Source organism: Pseudoalteromonas sp. 2CM28B (assembly GCF_023161935.1).
The window spans coordinates 22,842-48,906 of the sequence record NZ_JALNTH010000018.1 but is presented as its reverse complement, the minus strand read 5'-3'; the positions used below and the strand labels follow the sequence as shown (position 1 = coordinate 48,906).

General features: G+C 39.3%; 23 protein-coding genes. 13 read left to right on the top strand and 10 right to left on the bottom strand.

Translation table 11 applies throughout. From position 1 onward, the window contains the following. The first annotated feature begins 43 nt into the window (after nucleotides 1–43). From MTN96_RS20955 to MTN96_RS20940, 4 genes are all read left to right on the top strand, one after another. Nucleotides 44–739, top strand: a complete 696-nt coding sequence (locus tag MTN96_RS20955) for a 2OG-Fe(II) oxygenase family protein (protein ID WP_248532675.1) — start codon at nucleotides 44–46, stop codon at nucleotides 737–739. 496 nt (nucleotides 740–1,235) lie between these two features. Further along, nucleotides 1,236–4,172, top strand: coding sequence for a TonB-dependent siderophore receptor (locus MTN96_RS20950; protein WP_248532674.1), 2,937 nt, complete (start codon nucleotides 1,236–1,238; stop codon nucleotides 4,170–4,172). A gap of 70 nt (nucleotides 4,173–4,242) precedes the next feature. Beyond that, nucleotides 4,243–6,207: a S9 family peptidase gene (locus MTN96_RS20945; RefSeq protein ID WP_051498242.1), complete on the top strand. Its 1,965-nt coding sequence runs from the start codon at nucleotides 4,243–4,245 to the stop codon at nucleotides 6,205–6,207. Nucleotides 6,208–6,383: 176 nt separating this feature from the next. Then, on the top strand, nucleotides 6,384–8,135 hold the full coding sequence (locus MTN96_RS20940) for a DEAD/DEAH box helicase (protein ID WP_248532673.1): 1,752 nt from the start codon (nucleotides 6,384–6,386) through the stop codon (nucleotides 8,133–8,135). A gap of 38 nt (nucleotides 8,136–8,173) precedes the next feature. Here the strand turns inward: MTN96_RS20940 and MTN96_RS20935 are convergent, their stop codons facing one another. Next, on the bottom strand, nucleotides 8,174–8,506 hold the full coding sequence (locus MTN96_RS20935) for a ribonuclease E inhibitor RraB (protein WP_036982019.1): 333 nt from the start codon (nucleotides 8,504–8,506) through the stop codon (nucleotides 8,174–8,176). Between the two features lie 190 nt (nucleotides 8,507–8,696). On the opposite strand from MTN96_RS20935, the gene MTN96_RS20930 reads away from it, so the two are divergent. From MTN96_RS20930 to MTN96_RS20920, 3 genes are all read left to right on the top strand, one after another. Continuing rightward, nucleotides 8,697–10,424 carry an autotransporter assembly complex family protein gene (locus MTN96_RS20930; protein ID WP_248532672.1) on the top strand — a complete coding sequence of 576 codons (1,728 nt, stop codon included), beginning with the start codon at nucleotides 8,697–8,699 and terminating at the stop codon, nucleotides 10,422–10,424. Further along, nucleotides 10,424–14,110: a translocation/assembly module TamB domain-containing protein gene (locus MTN96_RS20925; RefSeq protein ID WP_036982021.1), complete on the top strand. Its 3,687-nt coding sequence runs from the start codon at nucleotides 10,424–10,426 to the stop codon at nucleotides 14,108–14,110. The genes MTN96_RS20930 and MTN96_RS20925 overlap by 1 nt, the downstream gene beginning before the upstream one ends. Before the next feature lie 291 nt (nucleotides 14,111–14,401). Continuing rightward, on the top strand, nucleotides 14,402–15,286 hold the full coding sequence (locus MTN96_RS20920; RefSeq protein ID WP_248474857.1) for a peptidylprolyl isomerase: 885 nt from the start codon (nucleotides 14,402–14,404) through the stop codon (nucleotides 15,284–15,286). 40 nt (nucleotides 15,287–15,326) lie between these two features. Here MTN96_RS20920 and queF read toward each other — a convergent pair whose 3' ends face one another. Next, complete coding sequence (gene queF, locus MTN96_RS20915) at nucleotides 15,327–16,172, bottom strand: NADPH-dependent 7-cyano-7-deazaguanine reductase QueF (protein WP_036982025.1); 846 nt, start codon at nucleotides 16,170–16,172, stop codon at nucleotides 15,327–15,329. Between the two features lie 59 nt (nucleotides 16,173–16,231). On the opposite strand from queF, the gene syd reads away from it, so the two are divergent. Next, a complete protein-coding gene (syd, locus tag MTN96_RS20910; protein WP_248532671.1) occupies nucleotides 16,232–16,771 on the top strand; it encodes a SecY-interacting protein in 540 nt (179 codons plus the stop codon). Nucleotides 16,772–16,827: 56 nt separating this feature from the next. On the opposite strand, the gene MTN96_RS20905 is transcribed toward syd, so the two are convergent. From MTN96_RS20905 to MTN96_RS20895, 3 genes are all read right to left on the bottom strand, one after another. Beyond that, nucleotides 16,828–17,601 carry a Zn-ribbon-containing protein gene (locus MTN96_RS20905; protein WP_013465369.1) on the bottom strand — a complete coding sequence of 258 codons (774 nt, stop codon included), beginning with the start codon at nucleotides 17,599–17,601 and terminating at the stop codon, nucleotides 16,828–16,830. A gap of 13 nt (nucleotides 17,602–17,614) precedes the next feature. After that, on the bottom strand, nucleotides 17,615–17,881 hold the full coding sequence (locus MTN96_RS20900; protein WP_036982027.1) for a hypothetical protein: 267 nt from the start codon (nucleotides 17,879–17,881) through the stop codon (nucleotides 17,615–17,617). A gap of 97 nt (nucleotides 17,882–17,978) precedes the next feature. Beyond that, nucleotides 17,979–18,215 carry a DUF2789 domain-containing protein gene (locus tag MTN96_RS20895; protein WP_248532670.1) on the bottom strand — a complete coding sequence of 79 codons (237 nt, stop codon included), beginning with the start codon at nucleotides 18,213–18,215 and terminating at the stop codon, nucleotides 17,979–17,981. A 295-nt stretch (nucleotides 18,216–18,510) separates the two neighbouring features. Between MTN96_RS20895 and MTN96_RS20890 the strand changes: the two genes are divergently transcribed. After that, nucleotides 18,511–19,167, top strand: coding sequence for a GNAT family N-acetyltransferase (locus MTN96_RS20890; RefSeq protein WP_214552869.1), 657 nt, complete (start codon nucleotides 18,511–18,513; stop codon nucleotides 19,165–19,167). A gap of 580 nt (nucleotides 19,168–19,747) precedes the next feature. Here the strand turns inward: MTN96_RS20890 and MTN96_RS20885 are convergent. Together MTN96_RS20885 and MTN96_RS20880 are read right to left on the bottom strand one after the other, a co-directional pair. Then, nucleotides 19,748–20,047: a DUF3301 domain-containing protein gene (locus MTN96_RS20885; RefSeq protein ID WP_008468008.1), complete on the bottom strand. Its 300-nt coding sequence runs from the start codon at nucleotides 20,045–20,047 to the stop codon at nucleotides 19,748–19,750. Then, nucleotides 20,048–21,076, bottom strand: coding sequence for a DUF3549 family protein (locus MTN96_RS20880; protein WP_036982032.1), 1,029 nt, complete (start codon nucleotides 21,074–21,076; stop codon nucleotides 20,048–20,050). Between the two features lie 103 nt (nucleotides 21,077–21,179). Between MTN96_RS20880 and MTN96_RS20875 the strand changes: the two genes are divergently transcribed. The 4 genes from MTN96_RS20875 (at nucleotide 21,180) to MTN96_RS20860 (ending at nucleotide 23,965) form a co-directional block, all read left to right on the top strand. Next, entirely contained in the window at nucleotides 21,180–21,500 is a 321-nt protein-coding gene (locus MTN96_RS20875) for a YqcC family protein (RefSeq protein ID WP_248532669.1), read from the top strand. Continuing rightward, a complete protein-coding gene (truC, locus tag MTN96_RS20870) occupies nucleotides 21,493–22,257 on the top strand; it encodes a tRNA pseudouridine(65) synthase TruC (protein WP_248532668.1) in 765 nt (254 codons plus the stop codon). The genes MTN96_RS20875 and truC overlap by 8 nt, the downstream gene beginning before the upstream one ends. Continuing rightward, entirely contained in the window at nucleotides 22,258–22,707 is a 450-nt protein-coding gene (locus tag MTN96_RS20865) for a flavodoxin (protein WP_138626353.1), read from the top strand. A 184-nt stretch (nucleotides 22,708–22,891) separates the two neighbouring features. Beyond that, a complete protein-coding gene (locus MTN96_RS20860) occupies nucleotides 22,892–23,965 on the top strand; it encodes a phosphotransferase enzyme family protein (RefSeq protein WP_248532667.1) in 1,074 nt (357 codons plus the stop codon). 105 nt (nucleotides 23,966–24,070) lie between these two features. Here the strand turns inward: MTN96_RS20860 and MTN96_RS20855 are convergent, their stop codons facing one another. From MTN96_RS20855 to lipB, 3 genes are all read right to left on the bottom strand, one after another. After that, the gene (locus MTN96_RS20855; protein WP_008109433.1) at nucleotides 24,071–24,310 is read right to left on the bottom strand and encodes a hypothetical protein; all 240 of its coding nucleotides are present in this window, start codon (nucleotides 24,308–24,310) and stop codon (nucleotides 24,071–24,073) included. A gap of 138 nt (nucleotides 24,311–24,448) precedes the next feature. Further along, nucleotides 24,449–25,414: a lipoyl synthase gene (lipA, locus tag MTN96_RS20850; protein ID WP_013465357.1), complete on the bottom strand. Its 966-nt coding sequence runs from the start codon at nucleotides 25,412–25,414 to the stop codon at nucleotides 24,449–24,451. Continuing rightward, nucleotides 25,411–26,064 (bottom strand): lipoyl(octanoyl) transferase LipB, encoded by a 654-nt coding sequence (lipB, locus tag MTN96_RS20845; RefSeq protein WP_016898951.1) that lies wholly within the window; start codon nucleotides 26,062–26,064, stop codon nucleotides 25,411–25,413. Before lipB ends, lipA begins: the two co-directional genes overlap by 4 nt. Nucleotide 26,065 lies beyond the last annotated feature (1 nt).

Sequence of the window (26,065 nt, the reverse complement as noted above, 5' to 3'; positions counted from 1 at the left end):
TTAAAAGCCACTTTTTAGTGGCTTTTTTATTTTTGGAATATTTATGATTCAACTAAATAAAAATATTGATGTAGTTAATTTACATAGGGAATACTCTAAAAATAAGAGAATTATGGTTGATAGTGTTTTAGAGTTTGATGGGTTATCTCAAATTACAGAAAAATTAAAACACAATATTCCTTATTTGAATGCATATTCTTTAAATGGCCAATACATTCAATCATCAGATGATGAATTAAAAAATATGTCTCCCAATAAAATGAGAGCGCTTCAGCAGACTATTTATGAAAATGCGAGTAAAGGGGTTGGCTTTTTTTATGGGCGATATGAAATAACTCAGAATGAAAAAGATGAATTACTAAAGGAACTATTTAATTATCTTAATGGCCAAGAAGTTTTAAAATTGATTAGTGATGTTACAGGTGTAAAGGGGTTAAAAAGTGCAAGTGTGCAATTAACACGCTATGTACCAGGAAATTTTTTGACACGACATAATGATGTACTCCCTATAAAGCAAAGAGCAATTGCTTTTGTATTTGGTTTTACACCACAGTGGCATCCAGACTGGGGTGGTCTGTTACATTTTTATGAAATGGATGGAAAGCTGACAGAAACTTTTGAGCCTAAAAATAATGTTTTATCTCTTTTTGATGTGCAATTACCGCATTCTGTTTCTTACGTAACTCCTTTTGCTCGTGCTGCAAGATACTCAATTACTGGCTGGTTTAATTTAAAATAATATTATTTAAGCGGTGCTAAGTTAGTTTTATTAACACTAATTAACATCTTTATTAATATGAGTAATAGGTAATCAGTAAAATTCTATTTAGACGAGGAGCCATGTAATTCTAAGAAATTGATAGATGAAAAAATTATTATTTGCTCTAAATAAAGCAAGTATTGTGATAATTACCTCATACAAAATAATTACTTAAGTCAAATTAAGTTATTTAGTATTTAAACCTTATAGTTAGTCCAAGCTTTTGATATTAAAGAATTAATTGTTTTAAAAGTATACTTTTAATTTAAGTCGTTTATTTAACCTTTGAAAGAACTTGGTGATATGTAAAAAAAAATAAAGTTAAAAATTTTGTTCTTGTAACTTAAGTGTAAATGGGGTGTTGACCTTGTGCATAAGTTAAGCTTAAGATGTTAAATAACAGACAGGTTTTAATGCTGATATTTGCCTGTCTAGTTAAATAATAAAAATATAATAGTGTTCTAGGGAGAATCACATGTTAAATAATAAAGTTTCAAAAGCAGTTCGTTTAGCGATCGCTTTTGGTGCAGTATCTACAGCTGCTTTCTCAGCAAGTACATTTGCTGCAGAAGAAGAGAGTGCTCAAGAAGTTGAAAAAATACAAGTTTTAGGTTCTCGCATACGTACAGATAGCTTTGCTAGCGATACGCCAATTACTATTATTTCTGTTGAAGATGCAGCTAATCAAGGGATCACATCTTTAGGTGAGTTATTACGAACAAGTACAATTGCTGCAGGCTCTAGCCAAGTAACATCGGCATTGTCTGTTGGTTATGTAACTTCTGGCGGTTCTGGTGCTGAAACTATTTCAATGCGTGGTCTTGGAGCTAATCGTACATTAGTACTGTTGAATGGTCGTCGTGCTGGTCCTGCAGGTACTCGTGGGCAAGTATCATCATTTGATATGAATGCATTACCAATTTCCGCAATTGAACGTATTGAAGTGTTAAAAGATGGTGCATCATCTCTTTATGGCTCTGATGCGGTTGCAGGTGTAATTAATATTATTACTAAAAAAGGTGATGATAAGTCTATTTCAGTTGACCTTTCGCAACCATTTGAGTCAGGTGGTGAACAGCAACGTGTAAACTTTTCAATCGGTGAAGAGTTTGAAAAAGGGTCGATACGTGTAGTTGGTGATTATAAAGTACAACATGAGTTACAGCGAGGCGATCGTGAGTTTTTCGATTGTACTGCTCGTAGATATTATGACGAAGACGGTGAGCGAGCTGATCCTATCGACCCTCGTACAGGTGATTATCACTGTAATGATACTGGCTTTGGTTTATGGCTAAGCAATGCAGGTGCATCTAATTTCGATTCTGGTTACGGCTCTTATGATTATGATGGCTTTTTTGGTAGCAATGGTTACACCAGCTTTAATGATGCCGCTAGTGGTCCAGGCGATTTCACCACTCCTGATGGTTGGTATAATGTAGGTTTTGACAAAGAATCTGATGGTTGGTGGGATAAACAACACCCATTTACAGATAAAGAGTCAATGATACCTAAAACAGCGACATATTCACTATTTGTACAAGGTGATTATAGTTTTACTGATGACGTAAGTGGTTATGCAGAATTACTATATAGTTCACGTAAAACTGAAACCCAAGGTTACCGTCAGTTCTGGACAGCAGACATTGGTAACTTCCGTCCTGCAAGCGATCACGATGGTTTTGATGGGGATGCTTGGGTCATGCCTGTAGCGCTTACTGATCATAGCGGTAATGAGACAACAGTAGATTATCGTCGTTTTGTGCTTGGTTTAGAAGGCTCTTTAGGTTTTTGGAATTGGGATATTTCTTATCAAAATAGCCATAACGAAGGTGAATATAAAAATAAATTAATTTACCGCGACTCAATGGTTATGGCACAAAATCACTTACTTAACGGAACATCATGTTCTGGTGAGGTTACTGAAATATCAGGTAAAACATGTGTAGATGTGCCTTGGACAGATCCTCAGCAAATTAATGGTAACCCTTCAGATGAAGTGCGTAACTTCTTATTTGGTGAAGAGACCGGTGTAACCATCTACAAACAACATACACTAGAAGCATATATTACGGGCGATTTATTTGAATTACCTGCTGGTGCCGTTGGCAGTGCATTTGGTATGTCTTACCAAAAAGATGAATTAGATGATACCCCTGGAATAAATGGCGCAAGCGGTAATATGTGGGGAAGCAGTAGTGCTAGTCGTACAGCTGGCTCTCAAAACACTCGCGCTGTATTTGGTGAAATTCGTTTACCACTTTTTGAAGATGAATCATGGGCTAAACGCATGGAGCTGACAACATCAGGGCGTTGGACTGATGTATCTACTTACGGAAGTGACACTACGTTTAAAGTTGGCATGACTTGGGAAATTGTTGATGGCTTCACATTACGTGGTTCTCGCGGTTCATCGTTCCGCTCTCCTGCGTTGTTTGAATTATATTTAGCAGGGCAAACGGGTTTTCTTGGTCAGAACTCAGTTGATCCATGTTTTGATTACGGCTCAGGATATGCAGATGGCACTGTTTCACAACGTATTTATGATAACTGTTTAGCGTCTGGTGTACCTACAGACTATGATGGTTTGGGTACAAGCTCAGCAACCAGTGTAACAAGTGGTGGTGCAGGGCGTTTAACAGCTGAAACTTCAATTTCTGAAGGCTTTGGTTTTGTGTGGACAAGCCCGGAAAATACTTATGCATTTTCAGCTGATTACTACAAAGTTGATATTAGTAACCAAGTTGCTAATTTAGGGGGTAGTGATATAACAAGTACTTGTTATAACTCTGAAAACTTCCCAAGTGACCCTATTTGTGCACAGTTTACGCGTAATGATGGTACTAATGGTGATTACAGCATCGATACCATTTACGGTGGCTATACTAACGTTGCAAACCAAGGTACACGTGGCGTTGATTTAAACTTCACTTACCGTGATGATTTCGATTTTGGTTCGGTATACTTCAACATTGAGCATACTGTTCAGTTAGAACGTACCTACCAGCTTTTTGCTGACAGTGAGCCAAGCCAATACATTGGTGAGATTGGTGATCCTAAACATGTTGGTAATATTTCAGCAACATTCAAAAAGGATGACTGGAGCTTAACATGGACTACACGCTATGTTGATGAAACGAATGACTATGAATATTATGATGATTCAAATGAATCAACTTACCGTGGTGAAGATATTACTTTTGTAGCTGAAACACCTAAAGTATTCTACCATTCACTATCAGGTAATTTAAAGCTTGACCAATTTGATGTAACAATGGGTATTGCGAACGTTTTTGATGAAGAGCCACCGCAAGTATCTCCTAGTTATGTTAGAGCCGTTGGTAACAGTGCGCTTTATTCACAATATGATAATTTAGGCCGTAGATTTTTTGCGAATGTTACTTATAATTTTTAATCAGTATTTAGATTAAAGTTTATTTATTAAGCCCTCGTAGGAGGGCTTTTTTATTGATAAGGAAGTACTTATGAGGAATATAGCTAAATTTACTGTAGGGATGTTTTTAGCTGCTGCATCAGTAGGGGCTGTGGCCAAGGTCGATAGCGTTAAGTTGCAAAATTACGCTAAGCATGCGCAGTTTATAAATATGAAAATCTCACCTGACGGTAAACATCTTGCAGCTACAACAAGAACGGAAACAGGCGCTATTAGGCTAACTATACTTAATGTTAGTAATCATGAGATTGTTTCTATTACCGAAGGAAAAGAAAGCGAAGCTGTTGCAGACTTTGGTTGGGCAGATAATGAACGAGTAATTATTTCACTCGCTCAAGAATATGGTGCTTATGATGCGCCAATGGCAACGGGTGATCTTTTATCTATAAACGTTAATGGTAAAAGTAAAACTATAATAGCTGGGCCTCGTTCAGGTGATTCAAGAATTCGAATGGCAAGAGTCATTGATCTCTTACCAGAGACTGACGATGAAATTATCATCTCGTCATTTTCGCCATACTCAGACGAACCTTATTTAGAACTACAGCGAGTAAAAGCAAGTTCAGGGCGTAAACAAAGTATGGGGAAGCTTCCTTTACGTGTTTACAAAGGAACAAATACGAGCGTTTTATTGGATCATAATGGTATTGCGAGGCTGGCAACAGGTATTGCCCCAGATAAAAATAATCAAAGTATTGTAGTCACAAGAGATAATAAAGATGATGAGTGGCATGAAGTACTCCGATTTGACAGTGATTCAGGATCTTTTACCCCACTTACATTTTTAGCTGATAATTCAACTGTGATTGGTATTAGTGATAATACAACTGATACGTTATCTATCTCTTCATTTGATCTGAAAACAAACAAACAAACTGTGAAAGTGACTCATCCAAATACAGATCTAATGCCAGTTGTTAGTATAAATAACGGCAAAGTCAGTGAAGTAATTGGAGCAAGTTATGAATTAGATTCAATTGAAAATGTTTTTTTTGAAGATATAACAGATACTGGCTTTGCGAGTTTATTATCGAGCTTATCAAATTCATTTAAAAACCAAACTATAGAGGTTACCTCCTCAACTTTAGATAATGCGAAGCTGGTGTTAACAGTTAGCTCCACTAATAACCCAAAGCAATTTTACTTATTTGATACTAAGAAACGAAGTCTTAGCGCGATAGTTAAAGCTAAACCTTGGTTAAGTCAGGAGGAGATCCCTCAAACAACGCTAATTTCTTATAAAACACGTGATGGGTTAGAGGTTCGCGGGCTGCTAACGCTCCCTGTGAATGCAGATAAGAATTTACCTCTAATAATGCATCCTCATGGTGGCCCACATGGTATTAGAGATTCATTATCAACATTAAGTAGTGATGTAAAAGTACTTGCATCACATGGATACGCTGTTTTTCAACCGAACTTTCGTGGTTCAGGTGGCTATGGTAAAAAGTTTCTGCAAATGGGTTACCAAAGCTGGGGGACAAGCATGATTGATGATATGACCGATGGTGTACGTTACCTAATTAAACAGGGGGTCGTTGATGAAGGTCGAATTTGTTCTTATGGTGCATCTTATGGTGGTTATGCTGCGGTTCAAAGTGCTATACGAGAACCTGAGCTTTATAAGTGTGTTGTAGGCTTTGTAGGCGTTTACGATTTACAGCTAATGTTTGAAGAAGGCGATATCTCAGAATCATCTTCAGGTTTAAATTACTTAGAAAACGTACTTCCGAAGACAAAAGCAGAAAGAGAAGCACAATCGCCAGTGCATAATGTAGATAAACTCAAAGCACCTGTATTCATTATTCAGGGTGGCCAAGATGTAAGGGTGCCTGAAGAGCATGCATTTAGGCTAAGAGATGCGCTTAAAAAACGCAATCACTCTGTAGAGTGGATGTACAAAAAAGGTGAAGGGCATGGTTTTTATAAACCAGAGCATAATGTAGAGCGATGGGAAAAAATGCTAACATTTTTTGATAAAAACATAGGTAAATAAAAGTCTACCCCTGAGTAATTAACTTAGGGGTATTATTAATAGATATAAATGTTTTATCGTAGTATTCCCCATTAAAATGAGTTTTAATTATGCGATTTAAAAACCACGTAATTAATAATTACCTTTAAAGTTAAGTTATTTGCTAAAATCCCTCATTAAAATTTAATTGTTATCTCATGACCTACACCCTTAGACCCTACCAAAGCGAGGCGGTTGAACGAACCGTTTTACACTTTAGAAAAACCAATGATCCTGCTGTTATTGTGTTGCCTACGGGGGCGGGTAAAAGTTTAGTGATAGCTGAGCTTGCGCGTATTGCTAAACAAAAAATATTGGTATTGGCGCACGTAAAAGAATTAGTGGAGCAAAATGCCCAAAAGTACAAAAGCTTTGGGCTTGAGGCGAGTATATTTTCAGCCGGATTAAAAGAGAAGTCGTTAACCCACCAAGTTACCTTTGCCAGTGTGCAGTCGTTATCACGTAATTTAGACAAACTTAATGAGCACTACTCATTACTTATTATTGATGAGTGTCATAGAGTAAATGGCGAAAAGAAAAGCCAGTACGGTAAGGTTATTAATGCGCTTAAATCTCACAACCCTGAATTAAAAGTATTAGGTTTAACCGCGACGCCTTACCGACTAGGGTTAGGCTGGATTTATCAGTATCATTACCATGGCTTTGTGCGTGGTAATAAGGAAAGTCCATTCAAACGCTGTATTTTTGAACTACCTTTGCGCTATATGATTAAGCATAACTACTTAACTCCCCCTAAAGAGGTTGATGCTGCAATTAGCCATTATGATTTTTCATCTTTAATCAGCAATGCATTTGGGCAATATAGCAATGAGGATATGAATGCGCTGTTAAAAAAATCGACCCGTGCAACTCAAACAATTCTGCAGCAGGTTATTCAATATAGTGAGAACCGCCATTGTGTGATGATATTTGCAGCTACGGTTATGCATGCACAAGAGATAATGACTTATCTACCAGAGGATCAAAGTGCGCTGATCACTGGAGATACTTCTAATAGCGAGCGCGATAAAATAATAAAGCAGTTTAAAGCTAAACAGTTAAAATATTTAGTAAATATATCAGTACTGACGACAGGTTTTGATGCCCCCCATGTTGATTTTATTGCTATTTTACGCCCCACTGAGTCGGTAAGTTTATACCAGCAAATTGTCGGTAGAGGCTTGAGGTTGGCAGAAGGTAAAAACGATTGTTTAGTGATTGACTATGCGGGCAATGGCTTTGATTTATTCTACCCAGAAGTTGGCGATAAAAAAGGCGATAGCGATAATGAACCCGTGCAAGTGCTGTGCCCTGGGTGTGGCTTTGCCAATATATTTTGGGGAAAAACAGATGCTGACGGCAAAGTAATCGAGCACTTTGGTAGGCGTTGTAAAGGTTTGCTAGAAGATGATAACGGTTTAAGCGAGCAATGCGATTATCGTTTTCGTTTTAAAGAGTGCGAGCAGTGCGGCGCACAAAATGATATTGCTGCTCGAAAATGTCATGACTGTGGTGCTGTGATGGCCGATCCTGATGATAAGCTTCGTAATGCGTTAAACCTTAAAGATGCATTAGTCCTACGTTGTAGCGGCTTGAGTGTGGTAAAACTTAAAGAGCAATTGTTAAAAATTACTTATTTTGATGAAGACGGAGCCAGTTGTGATGAAGTTTTTGATTTATCAAACAAAGGATCACAGTATTACTTTAATAAGCAATTTGGTAAGCGTGTAGGGCAGGGACAGTCACCAGTTGAATTTAGCAGTGCAGAGCAAGTTATAAAAGCCCAGTTTGATTTAATACCACCGGATTTTGTGATTGCGCGAAAAAGTAAAAAATATGGTTGGAAAGTAGCAGATAGACTTTTTGATTATAAAGGCAGCTTCAGAAAAGCAAACCAGCTAAGCCGATAGGCTAAGCTGGGTATCTCATTCATTATTTAAATTAGGGATTATGCTTCTTCTGCGTCTAATCCCCAACCATCACCATAGCCATTAAAACTGTTCGCTATGCTTTCAATGTATTGTTCTGCTTGGCCTAACAGTGCATGTTCAGGCACCATTTGTACATGGGCAATTACTTCCCAAACGCCGGTATCTTTACATTTTTCAACATCAGCAGTTTGCACTAATGCATCGTTTACAATCTCAGTTGCAAATTTTTCGGCATCAGCCTGTTGTTCAAATAAAATGTAAAAATCAATTTGTTGCATTTTACTTAAATCTACACCGGCGGCGGAAATTTCAGCAAGAAGCTGGCCATTGTCATCATCAGGGAATTGCATTAAAAACTCATTAATTTTATTTTGTACTCGTTATAGCTATTGTAACCAAAATAAACCGTTAACGCGTACTAAATTTTGACTGCATCTTTGTGTGTTAATTGCGATTAAGTTAATGTTAGGCTCATTGTGGCTATGGTACTATATTCCTGTCTAGGGTTTATTTTATGGATACCACAGTAAGGATATTTACTTGTTCAATCAGCTTTTAAAGTTTTTTTGTTTTTTTTGCTTATTAGTAAGCCTGTCTTCTATTGCCTCTGAAAATATAATTGAAGATTATGAAATTAAAGGGATCAGTGGCGACTTAGAAAATAACGTTGCACTTTATTTAAAACAACTTGTTGGTGAAAAACCAACCCGTACACTTCGTCGGTATGCAAAAACGCAAGTTGAGAATAGTATCAAAGCCTTAGGTTATTACACTCCAGTAGTAAATATTGATTTTGATAAAGACGAGCGCGAACTTGTTGTAAATATAGAGCGAGGCCCAGCCACACGTATTGAGTCACTTAATATAACTATTAATGGTGAAGCAAAACAGGATCCGTTCGTTCAAAAAACGATTGAAGATCTTAATTTAAAACAAGGTGATATTTTAAATCATGGGGTTTATAGCAGCGCGCATCAAAAAATAGAGTCAGTGTTGCTAGAGTATGGATATTTCGATGCAAAATGGCCTGTTAGAAAATTTGAAGTATCACTTAAAAAACACAGCGCAACCATTACTTTTACTATTGATAGCGGAGTTCGTTATCAGTTTGGTGATATTTTAATTGCCAGAAATACTCCAGCTGAAAAATATATCCGCTCTTTGGCGCCATTTAAAATGGGTCGGTCGTACAAAGCATCCTATATTGCCGATTATAATCTTGATTTATCAAGTACCCCTTATTTTAAGAGCGTGCGTGTTTACGCCGATATTACAGCGAGAAAAAACAAGCAAGTTCCTATAAAAGTAGATGTGTTACATAAACCAGAAAATAGTTATGAAATTGGTGGTGGCTTTAGTACAGATTTAGGGCCGAAAGTACGTTTTAAATGGAGTAAACCATGGATCACCGATAACGGGCACTATCTTGAAAGCAATTTAAATGTTTCTCAAAAACAGCAAGATATTTCCATGGCTTACACCGTGCCGGTGAATGATCCGAACGATGATTTATGGCGCTTTTCTGTCGGTTATAAGTTGGAAGATGAATTAACCAATCAAACCTACAGTGAAATATTAACAGGGCAGTTACAGCGCCAGTGGTTAACTGAGCATGAATGGGTACGAACGGCTTTTTTAAGGCGTGAGCAAGAAACCTACCGCATAGGGGATGACGAAGAAAAAACAACTGAAATGTTAATGCCTGGGATCAGTTATGCGCGTAAACAATCAAAGGGTGGCACCACACCTTATTGGGGGGAGCAGTGGTCTATTTCAGCTGAGTTTGGACTCGATAGCGTACTCTCAAGTACCAATTTGGTTAGAGTTCAATTACAGCATGCTTGGTTACGTACTTACCTTGACCGCCATCTGATCTTTTTAAAAGCAAACGTGGGCGCAATGATTGTTAATGATATAAATAACGTGCCATTTTCTTTGCGATTTTATGCCGGTGGCGATCAAAGTGTCAGGGGTTTTGCTTATCAGTCGATTTCTCCGCAAAACGAGCAGGGTGAGCGTATTGGTGGTAAATATTTATTAGCGAGTACCGTTGAATACAACTACCAATTTGCTAAAAATTGGCGGGCTGCGCTGTTTGTTGATGGGGGGACCGCAACCAATGATTTTTCAGAACAATTTGAAGTAGGTGCAGGATTTGGTTTTCGTTATTTAACACCGGTTGGTCCGATAAGAGTTGATCACGCGTGGGGGCTCACAAAAGAAAGTAAAAGTACCCGTTTAAGTATTACCATAGGGCCTGAAATTTAATGTCAGTATTTAAAAAAGTAACGGCGATAGTTAGCGCCGTTTTAGCAACGCTGTTAGTTACACTGTTTTGCGTTTTGTTTACCGCCCCTGGTAATCAATTGCTTGCTTATACAGCGAATAAATTGGTTGATGGATTAACCATCGAAATAAAAAATGGCCGATTTTTATACAATGACGCATTTAACTTACAGTTTGACCAAAATGGCGTAAGCGTTAATGCACAGCAACTAAAGATAGATTTATTTTGGTGGCAATGTGATGGTATTTGTATTGATAATTTAAGCGCTAAGTCGATTAAATTAACCTTGCCAAAAAGCGCTGAGAATAAAGACGATACGCCAACCGAAGCATTAGAAAAAATAACCTTACCCTTTAATATTGCATTAAAAAATCTAGCTATTGATGAATTTATTTTAAATCATTCAAGTGCAAATGTAACACTTAACACTCTGCAATTTTCGGCAAAGGCTGAAGGGTCTGATATTACAATTAAACGTTTAACCACTCCTCGCATTAATGTGGTATTGAAAGAGCAAACCGCAGCTCAACAAGCAGCGGCTAATCAACAAACAACAACGGCTATTAATGAATTGCCAGCTTTACCCAATATCGATTTTATCTCACCACTTAACATCAATGTTGAGCAGTTCAATATCACCAACGTGACAATAAATCAGGGCGAGCAACACTATTCAATTAATGATATTGCTCTGCAAATGAGCGTAGAAGATGCCACTATTAAGGTACAGTCACTATCGGCAGGTTATCAGCAGTGGCAGTTAAAAACTCAGCTTGATGCAACACTTGAAGGGGCAATGCCAATTAACGGCAACATTAGCTTAAAAGGGAATGAACATGGAGCTACTCTTGATATAAATGGTGATCTAGCCAAGCTTAACATTGCGCTTGATACCACAGGATTATTTCCTTTAAATTTGAGAGCCACAGCCAACCTCAAACAGAAAAATTATCCCTTTAGTGTTAATGGCAAAATTAATCAATGGCTTATTAATACACAAAGTAATGAGCTAAAGGTTAAAAACATCAATTTAAGTGCCCAAGGTAATGCTAACGACTATCAATTAAGTTTAACGGGTAATACTCAGCTAGATGCTTATCCAAGTGTAGATTTAAATGCTCAGCTAAAAGGCACACTAAACAAGGCAACGCTTGAAACGCTTGCTTTAAAAGCTAACGATAGCGCTGCGAATATTCAAGCACAGCTTGATTGGCAACAGGGAATTAAAGCGGACTTTACCGGCGTTTTATCAAATTTAAAAGCGCAATACTTAACCGATGCCCTAACCAGTGATGTTTCAGGGACGTTTAAAGGCGTATTTAACGCCCAAGCCGATACCTGGCAGCTAAGAATGAACAATACTAAGCTAGCCGGCTTACTGAACAACGTGCCCTTAGAGTTTGCTGCAAACTTTAAGTTAGATAATCAATTAAAAGCGGATATCGATAGTTTTTATTTAAGTAGTGGTACTAACAAGTTAACTTTGAATGGACAGGTAGATGATACATGGCAAGTTGACGGTGATATTACGCTTAATAGTGATGAGCAGGCTAATCTGCCTTTTATTGCTAACGGTAAAGCGGACTTAAAAGTACGGGGCAACAGATTAACCCCTTCGGTTGACTTAGTTGTTATGCTAGAGCGCTTTATTTTTAATGAGATAAACATTAATAAACTCGCTATAAAATCTCAATTAGATACGGCCGCTGATTGGCAAACTGATCTCAGTGTTAATGTTGCATCTGCACTGGTCGCTGGGCAGCAAATTAATAATATAAACATAGCTGCCAGTGGTGATAAAACAGATCATCAACTTAGCGCGTCGATTGATGCCGAAAAAGGCGCGGTGGAACTTGAGCTTAATGGCAAAATGAAAAATGCCATTTGGAATGGTGAGCTAAGTGACATAACCCTTAGTGATAAAAAGCTGAGTTTTAATAATACTAAAAAAATATCCGTTATGGTGAATACACAAAACGGGGATTTTGATGTGAGCGCTCATTGTTGGCAATCAGCTCAAAGTAAGTTGTGTATAGATACCTTGTCACAAATAAAAGCGCTAGGGCAGTTTAATGCAAAGCTTGCTAACCTCTCACTTGCAGAGCTTAAGCACTTATTACCAGATAATATTCGCACACGTGGAGACTTAACAGGTGATTTTGCTGCTAATTGGCAGTCAGGTGCACTTAAAACGCTCAGAGCGAATGTAAATTCTAATGGGTTAAATGCAGTGCTAACCTCAGAAGAGGATCGATTTAAACTCCCAATAGAAACACTCAATATTAGTGCCTTTTCAGATTCGCAGATTGGTAAAATTGAAGCTAACTTGGCATCCAGTGTGCTAGGTAAAATAGCTACCGAGATAAATATTGACGACATTCAAAATACACAAACACTCTCTGGTAACGTTAATATAGATAAAATTTTACTCTCAGACATTCAGCCATTTTTAGATACGCTTGAGCAACTTAAAGGGGCAATCAGTGGGCAGGTTTCATTAGCAGGAACGCTCAAAGATCCTCAGTTAGATGGTGAGCTTAATATTGCAGACATTAATTTAGAGGGAGAGCAATTACCCGTTGCACTTAAAGACTCTAATATACATATTTTATTTAATAAAACCACGGCAACAATTAATGGCAACTTAAGTGATCCTCAAGGCGGGCAAGTTAAACTTACCGGTGATGTTGATTGGCAAGGCGAGCAACCCGCGGTTAATGTTGCAGTTATTGGCAATGAGTTTTTTGTTAGAGCGCAGCAGGGTGTGATATTTAAAGTATCACCTGATCTAAAAATCGGCATAGCAGATAACGCGCTTAACCTTGTTGGTGAAGTGGTTGTGCCTTATGGGCGTATAGAAATTGAAGAGCTGCCCGAGGGCGCAGTGCAAGTAAGCGATGATGAAATAATTATTGATCAAAAAACACAAGCGGCTAAAAAAGTCCCTTTTGATTATGATATAGACTTAAAAGTAACAGTAAAAAATGATGTAAAAGTTGAATCGTTTGGGCTCGAGTCTAAAGTGACTGGTGATTTAGCGCTTAAAATGAGCCAAGGTACGCCAATTATTGCCACCGGAGAGCTTAATTTAATAGAAGGGACGTATTTAGCCTTCGGGCAAGATTTGATAATTAGAACAGGGCAAATAGGCTTTAGTGGCGCAATCGACAAACCGTATCTCAATATTAAAGCGATTCGTAACCCAGATAATACCGCTGATGGTGTGATTGCCGGAGTGACTTTAACCGGCAGTGTTGAGCAACCTACGTTAAAAGTATTTTCTGAGCCTGCGATGGATCAAGCCCAAGCCTTAGCCTATTTACTCAATGGGCAACCATTAGGAGAGGGCGACAGCTCTACAGATGCTATGTTAACTCAGTTATTACTTTCTCAAGGTGTGAGTCGCAGTGAGGGAGTGGTTTCTAAGGTGGGTGAAACCTTTGGTTTATCTGATGTAAGCTTAAGCTCTAAAGGCAGTGGTGAACAAACAAAAGTAGAGATATCGGGTTATATAGCTCCAAGCTTGCAGGTTAAGTACAGTGTTGGGGTGTTTGACTCACTCAGTGAAGTGGCTGTGCGCTATCAGTTACTCTCTAAACTATACATAGAAATAACCAGTGGCTTATACCAAAACGTAGATATACTGTATAAGTTTGATTGGGACTAGGGTCTGTTGACCTTTGCGGATTAAAATTTGTTCAAACTAGGGGCGGTTTAATCGCGGCGCGAGGTTTGTAACCTAGTGGGCTAAGTAAAAACCGAGTAACAAAGAGTAAATTGCCCCTAGGCAGAACCCGAAGGGCAGCGCCTGTTTGGCATTGATGCTGCGTTATCGCCTATTTATGGGGAATAACCACACCACATAGGCTCTGCCTTGCCTAAATACCAAACAGGCTGCTGCAAATTTAACCTTGAAAGGTCAACAGACCCTAATAGATAACTATAAAAAAGGAAAGGTATGAAAAAGTGTGTAGTGACCCTTTTAGTGTCGGCTTTGTTAGGTGGGTGTGCCCAGCAGACTACTCAATCACCAGCCTCGTCGGCTAAAAAACTAACAAGCAGTGAGATTATTGCGGCGGCTAAAGATGATGAATGGCGATGGGTCGAATCAGAGAATATTCTAAAGTTAACCCTGCCCACAGGCGCTGCATATATTGAGCTTAACCCCAAACTTGCGCCTAAACACACTGCGAATATTAAAAAACTGGCAAGACAAGGCTTTTATCAAGGTACTCACATTTACCGTTTTGTTGAAGGATTTGTAGCCCAAGGTGGCGATAGTACGGGTAAAAAGTTAGCCAAAACTAAAGATAACACGGTGCCAGCGGAATTTTATTTAACCACCACTGAGCCACTTTCAATAACCGAGATGGGCAGTGATGGTTATGCACCCGTAACGGGGTTTTTAGGTGGTTTTGCGGTTGCACAAAACCAAGCGCATACACAAACGTGGCAAGTCCATTGTCATGGCATATTTGCAATGGCGCGCGATAACGATATAAACAGTGCCAGCAGTGAGTTTTTTGTCACCATAGGTCAAGGGCCGCGTTATTTAGACAAAAATATTACCGTGTTTGGTCGGGTGCTTAAAGGCATGGCACATTTTCATCAGCTAGCGCGAACGCCAACTGAGAATACCGAGTTTAACCCCATTACTGATCTACAAGTATTAGCGGATGTAGCAGACGATAGCAGCCAATTTAAAGTAATGAAAACAGACTCTGATTCATTCAAACAATTAATTATTGCTCGGGGTAACCGCAGCGAGGAATGGTTTGCGTACAGCCATAATTATATTGATGTGTGTGGCATGGCGGTGCCAACTAAGCAACTTAATGACTAAAAAAGGAGCCTGAGGCTCCTTTTTTAAGGTAACGTGACACTTATTGACGGTTTATTTTTACCGAAAATGGGGTTTCGTTATAATGTGTTGAGCGATATGGGTTTATATCAAGCCCACCACGGCGCGTATAACGCGCGTATACCTCAAGTTCTTTAATATTGAGTTGAGTGGTTAAGTCGCTATAAATACGCTCCACACATTGCTCATGAAATTCATTATGGGTTCTAAATGAAATTAAATAGCGTAATAAGGACTCACGACAAACTTGCTCACCAGTATAGCGAATAATAATACTCGCCCAATCTGGTTGTGAAGTAATTAAACAGTTAGATTTAAGCAAGTGGCTATGCAAAGTTTCGGTGACTATTTTATTGCTTTGTGATTTAAGTGAATGGGCATCAATATGGTAGTTATCTATCTCAATATCTAACTCATCTATACACTCACCTGGAAGCGGTGTGCAAGGAATACAATTGTAGTCATCAGCGCTGTATAAGGTTACCTTTACAGGGCTGTTTACCGCATTGGATAAGTCGTCAATTAAATGTTGTTTAACAATTTCAATACTCCCAAAACGGCTTTGATTAAAGCTGTTTAAATAAAGCTTAAACGACTTTGATTCAATAATATGACTACTTTGACATTCAAAAGTAAACAATGCCACCGCAACCTGAGGCTTACCTTTAGTATTTAACCAAGACAGTTCGTAACCTGTCCATATGTCTTGGCCTTTAAACGGCAGCGCAGTTTCATCAATACTCAATGAATCACGATTAAGCTTGCGAGCAATAGGAAAAAGCAAGCTGGGCGTGTATTGATCGACATACTCAGTAGATTGACCAAGTACGCTGCCTTTAAGATCGGGAGAATTGCTGTAATCTGTCATGTTTGCTCTTAAATAGTTACAATGGGGGCATTATATATAAATTAAATGAGTTTCACAGTATGTCTGTTGCAATGCAATTAGCTCAACTTCACGAAAAATTTAGCCAACAAACGATTACTAATACACAAAAGCGCCCATTAATCGTCCACGATGAGCAATGGCCAAGCCCATGTGAAATAGGTAGCGCCGATGAACATGGTATGATCCAATGGCAAGCGATAGTTAGGGAGCCTTCAGGTTCATTAACCGATCTTGCTAACGCATTGGAGCTTGAGTTTCCAGAGGCGTTGAGTCAATTTTATGGTCATATGTTTGCTGGCAGTGTTGTAGCCAATATTGACGGACATCAAGTGGAATTATTACAAGCATGGAATGAAGATGATTTTGACCTACTGCAACAAAATATCACCGGTCATGTTTTAATGAAACGTAAACTCAAACAAGCGCCAAGTGTATTTATTGGGTTAACCGACCAAGACGATTTGCTTGTTACCGTATTAGTAGAAACAGGTGAGGTGTGCCTAGAATATGTAGGTAAAAAACCACATCATGTACTTGCCAAAAACCTCAGTGAATTTATAGCATCGTTGTCAGTATAATTATAAGGTAGTTTTAAGGTGCGATGTTTTTAGACATAGCACCTTAAGTGTGGGATTTATTGAAAATCCCACGAAATATTAGAGACTATACCACACGGTTCACACCTAAAATCAAACAAGCCAAACCAAGGCTCGGGTAATTTCCATTCACCATGGCAACTCGGGCATTTACGCTCAAGTTCAGAGGCTTTATCAACCCCCCCTACACGGTATAAATAATAGTAAACAGGCTTTTTAGTTAAAAAACTAATCCGTTTAGTTATATCTTTACCACGGCGGTATAAATCACTTTGGGTGCTGGCTATTTCTTCAAGCGCTGGAAATTCACAGCGTGTTGCACCATTAATTTGAATTTGATCGCACGCTTGCCAATCTTCTTGCCATTTAATTAGTGTTTTATAGTCACCATTAGCAATCGCAGGAATATTAAATAGCGGCACGGGTAAAAAGTCATCGCCACAATACAGTGGGCTACATGTATGCACATAGGTGGTATATAAAATATAGCTTGATGGCTCTTTACAGCCATCGGCACCATTGGAGTGAATATCTTGGCCGATGACCTTTACTTTGGGAGCAAGCAAACCAGCGCCATGAAGCTTTTCAACACTGTGTTTAACAAACGCACTGTTATTAAGTGGGTGCATGGCGTCTTCGGTCGGGCACATTACACGAGTAATAAAATAGCCATCTTTTAACACCGTTGGAAATTCCTCTCCAATGATTTGGCCATTAAAGCGTAATGCATTCACTAAGCGGTTTATTGCCTGCTCGGCTTGCTCTAGGGTTGTGTCTTGGTAGCAATCAAATGTTAAATCAACAACAAACATTTATAGTCTCAAATTATTTTTGCTCTAGCAAAGCAAGTAATCGATCAAGTTTTTGCTCAATTCTATCTAACTGAGTGTTTTTAGGATCTGAGTTACTTGTTTGCTCGGGTGTTTTCATTAAATTATAAATTGAATCGGGATTATTTTTATATTGACTCACTGCGGCAATAATAACCGGCATAGGAAGTGGTTTTACTAAACGGCTTTTAGTTAGTGCAACAGTGGGGACTTTGCCTTCATCAAGAAGGACTTTAATAGCTTCAAATACAGCAGCATTCATTCGATTTATAACTCTTTAATAAAGTAAGCTCGCAACATGGAAGTTGCGAGCAGGTATGGTAACAATAAAGTGGCTCAGACACATTAAAATGTGCGATTTAATTCTTTTGACGAAGGCGAGAGTCGAGTTCGTCAATTACCTCACTCCAATCGCCATCAACCGCCAGCGATTCAGCAATAAAGTGTTGTTGGGCTTCATCCCAAAAGGGAGCATCTTGCAATAATGTGGCATCCGAAATGGCATGCGATGCTATAAATGCATCTATTTCTGCTTCTGTATTAGGTAACCCTAATTGTGCGAACAATGTATTTATGTCGTGCTTAGTCGTATCCATAATCGTGCTCCTTAATGAATTAATACTTAATACTTATTAACTCTAGGGGGGAATGATATATCTTGCCAGTTTAACCCTTACTGAATTTACGCTTTATTTACTCAGTAGTAAGTCGCTAAAGCATGATCTGACTCAACGCAGTGGATGAGCGTACTAACTAAAATGTAAATTCGCTTATTTGTCCCACTTAGGTCTATAGTTATATGAGCATTTGGTCATCGTTGTAGTTCAAAATTAATCCCAAACAAGTTACTCGGCGTAATGACAAAAGGTATAAAATAATAAAGGAAATAAAATGACAGCCACAGCAGAATCCACAGACACGTTTAGCGTGCAACATATTGCACCAGAAGATATCAGTACCGCTGCAAGCCTTATATATCAGGCCTACCAAAATGACCCTATTTTACAAACTCTGCTCGGGTATAACGAAAAAAGCCCTCTGGACTATGAAAAAAAACTCCGTGCGCTTATTCGCGAAGAGCTCAGTAGCTTTTGGCAAGAAAAACAGCCTTTAATTGGCCTTTACCGTAACGATAAGTTAAAAGCAGTTGCTTGTGTATTTGAGTCAAGTAGCCAACTTCAAGCAGAGCGTTATTGGCATTGGCGATTAAAGTTGATGTTAAGTGCCGGTTATTTGCAAACGAATCAATTAATTGAAAAAGAAAAAACTATTCGTGATGCACTAAAGCCGCAAGGCAATTACTACTTTTTAGCGTTTATAGCCGTTGACCCACATTTTCATGGTCAAGGGTTTGGCCGCCAATTGCTTAAAGGCTTAGATGGTTTATTGTATGACAATCCTGAGTCCTCTGGTATAGCGGTATTTGTGACTCGTGACGAACATACGCAATTTTTTAAATCACAAGGCTTTGAGCACTTTAAGCAGCTCACATTTAACCGAGTTAAAGGTGAATTACTTTTTAAAACTGCTCTATCTGTACAAGGCTAGGTGTTTAGAATTGTGATTATGTAAGCCAATGTTCCAAATAGGGCGCACTTACGTGAGATATATCTTACATTAACGTGCGCCTTGTCAGTTTAACTCCGTATTTTATCTTCTTAAAAATATCAAGCCATTGTATTTATTTTATTTTTCAATTTTATGACCGTAATTTTTTTGTTTTCCTCACTATCATACTAAGCTGCTTGCTTTAAACTTTACTTTGTCAAGACGACATAGCCCAATGATTGAGCTACTGCCACGGATAAGGAATAAGTAGTTACTAGCAGGAAGCACAAAGGACAAGTTAACACGGATGCAGGGATGAAACAGGAAGTACACTGAGGACTAAAATAGCTGGGAGCTATTTAAAGGACACCAAGGATGATGCGATAGGAAATTGCAGGAGCGTTAGTTTACGCAGGATAGCCAAGGCGGCAAGTGGATATTGCAGGATGCAATGGAGAGTAAACACGGTAGTTTGCTCGTTCAGAGGATGATAAAAAGGGAACAGGTAAAGGATACCTTACAGGATGTTGGCAATTGGGGCGTAACTGAGGTTACGCCTTGGTTTTTTATATTATAAAAATTATATCTTATGTGGTGGCACAACCACACTTTTTAGTTTTTCATCTTCCATGATTAATACCCCTTGGTAGGCGTTTTCACCGTCACTTGAAAACTCAAAAATAAATTCGCTTTTCATGCCCGGTTTACCACTTTTTAAAATGCCAAATCGACGCTTGTTGCAAGCTACACTCATAAGTTGCACTTGCAATTGCTCGCTTTGGCGTTTGGCATGAACGTTCGCTGCTTCGGCTATTTTACGATTTAGCCAAAAAAAATAAATTACAGCCCCAATAAGTATGAACGTCCATAAACTAGCCATTTAAGAGAATAACCTTCCAATTGCGCGAGCTAATGTCTCGCTTCTGTTTTCTTCACGTAATAAAGCTAATAAGTGAGGGCGAATAGTCGCAATTGCAACTAAATCTGCAAAAACGCTAGGAAATAATTCAGCTATTTCCTCATGATGCGCGCATTTATCCATAAACACATGTAAACGCTGTGGCTGTTCTAACTGTTTAAAGCAGCGACCAGCAATGGTCAACAAAATATCAGAATCCTGCCCTAAAGGTGAGTTAAGCGCGCAATCAACAAGCTGTGCACTCAGCCCAGTAGCTTGCCCTGATGATATTGCACGCAGCGCGGCAGAGGCCGCAACAACATCATTATTACTAAGGGCGGTTTGCCCATAACTTAACAATAACTCACTTAACGAGGGCGGTATTTCGATATGTTCAAGCATTGCACTTAATGGCTGTAATACTTCAACTGGTAATTTAGGCCACGCTGCTTGTAAGTGCTTTAAGTTATCAGCACTATGAAGACGATAAGCAAAATCGGCAATGCCTTGTAACGCGACATTTTGCCAATTATCAAAGCCAATTTGGCCACTAAAGTAGAGTTGGGTGTGCTCGTAGTATTGCGACGCTGGTTGCTTTAGTAACACTTTAACTTGTGCATTAAACGCCGCTAATTTATTCGCGTTCGGAGTAAATACATAAGGGTTGTTATCGAGTGTGCCATCGGCTTGCTCGCCGGTAATTTCTGTTCCTAGTGCCTGAATAACCATATCTGCAAAGTGATCACGGCTCGCGCTTACTAACTTACTTTGCTCATCAAGTGGGAATTTTAAAAACCACACATAAGGTTCTTTACTGGCTTTGCTATCCCAAAACTGAATAGCTAACCATGCATGACCTGCTAATGGGTAAGGGTAAGGAATTTGCGCTTGTTCAACGGCTAAAAATTGTTGTTTATCAAGCTTGGTAATGTGCCTGCCAATATCAAAAGCACGCCATTGAGTGCCTGCACCATCTAAAAGCTGGCCTAACGTAGCTATATGTTCACTCATGGATTTCCAACTGTTTTTACTACAAAATTGCCTTAATTATACGCCATAGCGACTGTTGTGGGAACAGGGTATAATTGCATAATACACAAACCAAAGGGTGATTATGTACCAGCAAACCCACATATATTTACAGCAATTAGTGGCGCTACTTAAAAAGCATCAACTGTGGCAGGTTGAGCCGCTGAATCCCGATTTATTAGATTCTAGCGTACCGTTTTGTCACGATACACTGGCATTTGAACAATGGTTGCAGTTTGTATTTATTGAAAAGTTACAGCGGCTAATTGACAACAAGCAGCCGTTACCGCGCAATTTTGCAGTCGCCCCGATGGCGCAAATGACACTCACTGATAAATCAGGCAGCGAAGACATTATCGCTTTACTGACCCAATTAGATTCATATTTAGGAGAGCCTAATGAGTGAGCGCCTAGAGCCTATTGAATACAGCGAACTGTTGATTCTTTATCAAGATGAAAATTATGTAGCAATAGATAAACCCTCTGGGCTACTTGTTCATCGCTCATTTTTAGATAAACATGAAACTCAATTTGCAATGCAAATGCTGCGCGATCAAATAGGGCAACATGTGTTTCCGGTTCACCGTCTTGATAGGCCTACTTCGGGTGTATTACTGTTTGCATTAAGCTCAGAGGCGGCGCGTGATATGAATCAATTATTTATTGAGGGCACAATAACAAAGCGTTACTTAGCGTTGGTACGCGGGTTTGCGCCTGAATCTGTTTTTTTAGATAAACCGTTAAAAGAAGAACTCGACAAAATAGCCGATAAGTTTGCTGATCAAGACAAAGCCGCGCAAGAAGCACAAACCCAATTTAATTGTTTGCATCAAGCTGCGCTGCCTATCCCAATAGGAAAATACCCAACGGTTCGTTATTCTTTGGTAGAGTGTTTTCCTAAAACGGGTCGCAAACATCAAATACGTCGGCATTTAAAGCACTTGTCTTTGCCTATTATTGGTGATGTAAATCATGGCGATAACCAGCATAATCAGTTTTTTAGGGAGCATTTTTCGCTTCGCCGTCTAATGTTGTTTGCATCAGAGCTTAGCTTTGTGCACCCTTATAGTAATAAACCCATAACAATTAAAGCGCCGCTGGGTGACGCAATGTTAAACATTTGCAAACAGCTGGGTTGGCCAGAACAAGAAGAGGATTATTAAATGGCACATATTAGTATTTTTGTTGGCAGCGTGTATGGCGGTGCAGAGCGATTAAGTGAGCAAGTTAGCGACACGCTAGAGCAAGCTGGCCATCAGGTTAGTGTTTTCGAGCAGCCGACTTTAGATGATATAAAAAATGCTTCGCATATTTTAATTATTACCTCGACCACTGGGCAAGGCGATATTCCTGATAATTTAGCCGATCTTTATCATCAATTAAATAGTACTTTTCCAATGCTAACAGGCAAGCCTTTTGGCATTGTAGCCATGGGTGACAGAAGCTACGGTGATACGTTTTGCGCAGCAGGGCGCAGCTTTGATGAACTATTACGTGACTTACAAGCTAAACCTGTTGGTAACCGACTCGAAATCGATGCCTGTGAAGACTTTGAGCCTTGGCCTGTCGCCGAGCCTTGGTTACAAACCTGGCTTGGTAAATTACCCTCTTAAATGCGCAGACTCTAGATGAAAAAACATAAACTGAGTTTGATTGTGCTTGCGGGCGGGCAAAAGAGCCTTGGTTTGGGGTTACCTATAAATCAGAACTGACAAGTATTGCGGCTACTTTGTGCGCATTGCGTCAAGCGTAGCTATTGAATTATTTTCGCCTTGGGCGAAAAGGGTGAAGTAGAAAATGAATTCAATTCCTATTGAAGTTTACTTATCTGAGAATTTTGGCCTTGACGATAAGCATGCGAGTATAAAACCCATCGGTAGTGGTCATATCAATACTACCATGTTATTGAGTACACCTAAGCGGTCATTGGTTGTACAAAAGCTTAATACGGTGGTGTTTCCAAAACCACAGTTACTTGTTGATAATGCAAGATTAATAGAACAACACTTAAGCAAAAAGCAGCAAGTAGGTGAGTTCAACTTAGCAATTGTGCGGCATGTAGCGACAACTCAGCATGACTATTTAGTAAATAATAATGACGATACTTGGCGAGCCCTTGAGTTTATTGGTGGCAGTTACAGCGAAGATGTGGTTAATACTGTTAGCCAAGCGCAAACCGCGGCTAATGCCTTTGGCCAATTTGCTGCAGCATTAGAGGACTTTGACGCTAACAAATTACATGCGGTTATCCCTAACTTTCATAATTTAGCCATGCGTGCAGAGGTTTTTAAGCAAGTTATTAACACCGATCCTCATAAACGTGTAGCTCATTGTCAGGAGGAGGTTGATTTTTGCTTGTCGCAGTTCTCACTCATTGATGAGCTCAATGAATTAGCTGGAAAAGTCCCTATTCGCGTGTGTCATAACGATACTAAAATAAACAACATGCTATTTTGTTCAGATTCTAATAATGCAAAAGCGGTGATTGATTTAGACACCTGTATGCCAGGTTATTGGCTTAATGACTTTGGCGATATGGTCAGAACATTTTGCTCTGCAGAGCAAGAAGACTCAACAGCGCTTGAGAAAGTAGGTGTTCGTGAAGACATTTTTGCAGCAATTGTTAAAGGTTATGTTGAACCATTAAAATCAATATTAACGGCCGCGGAAAAACAAAGCTTTTGGTTAGGTGCTAAAGTGATGCCTTTTATGATTGGCTTACGCTTTTTAACCGACTATATAGACGGCGATAATTACTTTAGTGTTAAACATGAGAGACACAATTTAGATCGCGCAAAAAATCAATTTGCGTTGTACAGGGATATAGTAAGTAAGCAGCAGGTATTAAAGGCGATGTTAACTAAGATATAAGCCCAATCGGTTATATTGCTCAAAGTGCTAAAGTTAAGCTTTGAGCAATATAAAGCGAGGTTAAACGCTAAAAATACGTATAAACTTCTAACCCCTCAATCGTTATTAAGCATCGGCTAGTTTTACGCGGATTTTGCTTTTATCAACGGTTGTTTGATTAAGGGCTTTAATTGCGCCTTTAACTTCAATGTCGTTTGGCATTTCTACAAAAGCAAAACCTTTTGATTGGCCAGTTTCTTTATCGAGTACTAAGTTACAGGTGGTCACTTTACCGTGCGCTGTAAATAAAGTACGAAGCTCATGCTCAGTGGTAGCACGAGATAAGTTGCGAACTAATAGTTTCATAATGAACCTAATTAAGGGTATCAGCGTTAATTATCTCAAGTAACCCCGCTTTAGCCTAACTTTATTTTACATTTGCTGAAAATAACGCCCAAAAACAAAAAAAGCTGCTCGTTGGCAGCTTTTTGTTTATCAGCAGGCTTATTTTACTTCTTTACCCGCTGCTTGTTGATCTGCGTGATAGCTTGAGCGTACAAACGGGCCAGAAGCCGCGTGTGTAAAGCCAATTTCATCAGCATACTCTTTTAGTGCATCAAACTCAGCAGGCGGCACGTAGCGTTTTACTGGTAAGTGATGCTTAGAGGGTTGTAGGTATTGGCCTACGGTTAGCATATCAACGTTATGCTCACGTAAATCACGCAGTACTTCTTCAATTTCGCTAATTTCTTCACCTAAACCAACCATTAACCCCGATTTAGTTTTAACCTCAGGGTGTGCTTCTTTAAAGCGGCGTAATAATTCAAGTGACCACTTGTAATCAGCACCAGGACGCGCCAATTTGTACAAACGTGGTGCTGTTTCTAGGTTGTGGTTAAATACATCTGGCGGCGTTTCAATTAATATTTCCAACGCTCTGTCCATACGACCACGAAAATCAGGGACTAATATCTCAATGGTGATTTCTGGATTGTGCTTGCGAATTTCACGGATACAATCGGCAAAGTGCTGAGCGCCACCGTCACGTAAATCATCACGGTCTACCGAAGTGATCACTACGTAGCTTAGCTTCATGTCTTTAATGGTCAGTGCAAGCTTTTCAGGCTCTGCTGCATCGGGCTTTAATGGACGGCCATGTGCTACATCACAGAATGGGCAACGACGTGTACAAATAGCCCCTAAAATCATAAAGGTCGCCGTACCGTGGTTAAAACATTCTGATAAGTTAGGGCACGAGGCTTCTTCACATACAGAGTGAAGGCCATGCTTACGCATTGCTTGTTTTATGCCGTCAATCCGCTCGGTTGACTTAGGTAAGCGGATTTTAAGCCACTCTGGCTTACGGAGCATTTCGGTTTTTTCTGTTGGTAAAACTTTAACGGGGATCAACGCCATTTTTTCTGCGTCGCGTAGTTTTACACCTGGTTCCATTTTGACTGGTTTATTCATTCGTTTTCAAACCCTTCAGTATGCTTAACCTGTGTTGCATTAAGCTTTTTGATCATGTGTTTTACCAGCCCTTGACCTGCAGCTTCAAGGTTTTGAGGGCCATTTAATTCTTTAGTTTGCACCATATTCATGCCCGCATAACCACAAGGGTTAATGCGTAAAAATGGACTTAGGTCCATGTTAACATTTAATGCTAAGCCATGAAATGAGCAGCCACGACGAACTCTTAGGCCTAAAGAGGCAATTTTGCTGTCGTTCACGTAAACACCGGGTGCATCGGCTTTTGCGTATGCATCAATACCGTACTCAGCAAGGGATTCAATAATACATTCCTCAAGCCATGTTACTAGCTCTCGTACGCCAATCTTTAAACGACGTAAGTTAAATAATACATACATCATTTGCTGACCTGGGCCGTGGTAAGTTACTTGTCCGCCACGATCCACTTTAATCACTTCAATGTCACCTGGGGCGAGCAAGTGCTCATCTTTACCGGCTTGGCCTTGGGTAAATACACTTTCGTGCTCTACCAGCCAAATTTCATCTGGGGTATTTTCATCACGGGTGTCGGTAAAGTCTTGCATTTTTTGCCAAATCGGCATGTAACGCTGACGACCCAGTTGGCGTACGATTAGGGTGTTTTCGCTCACA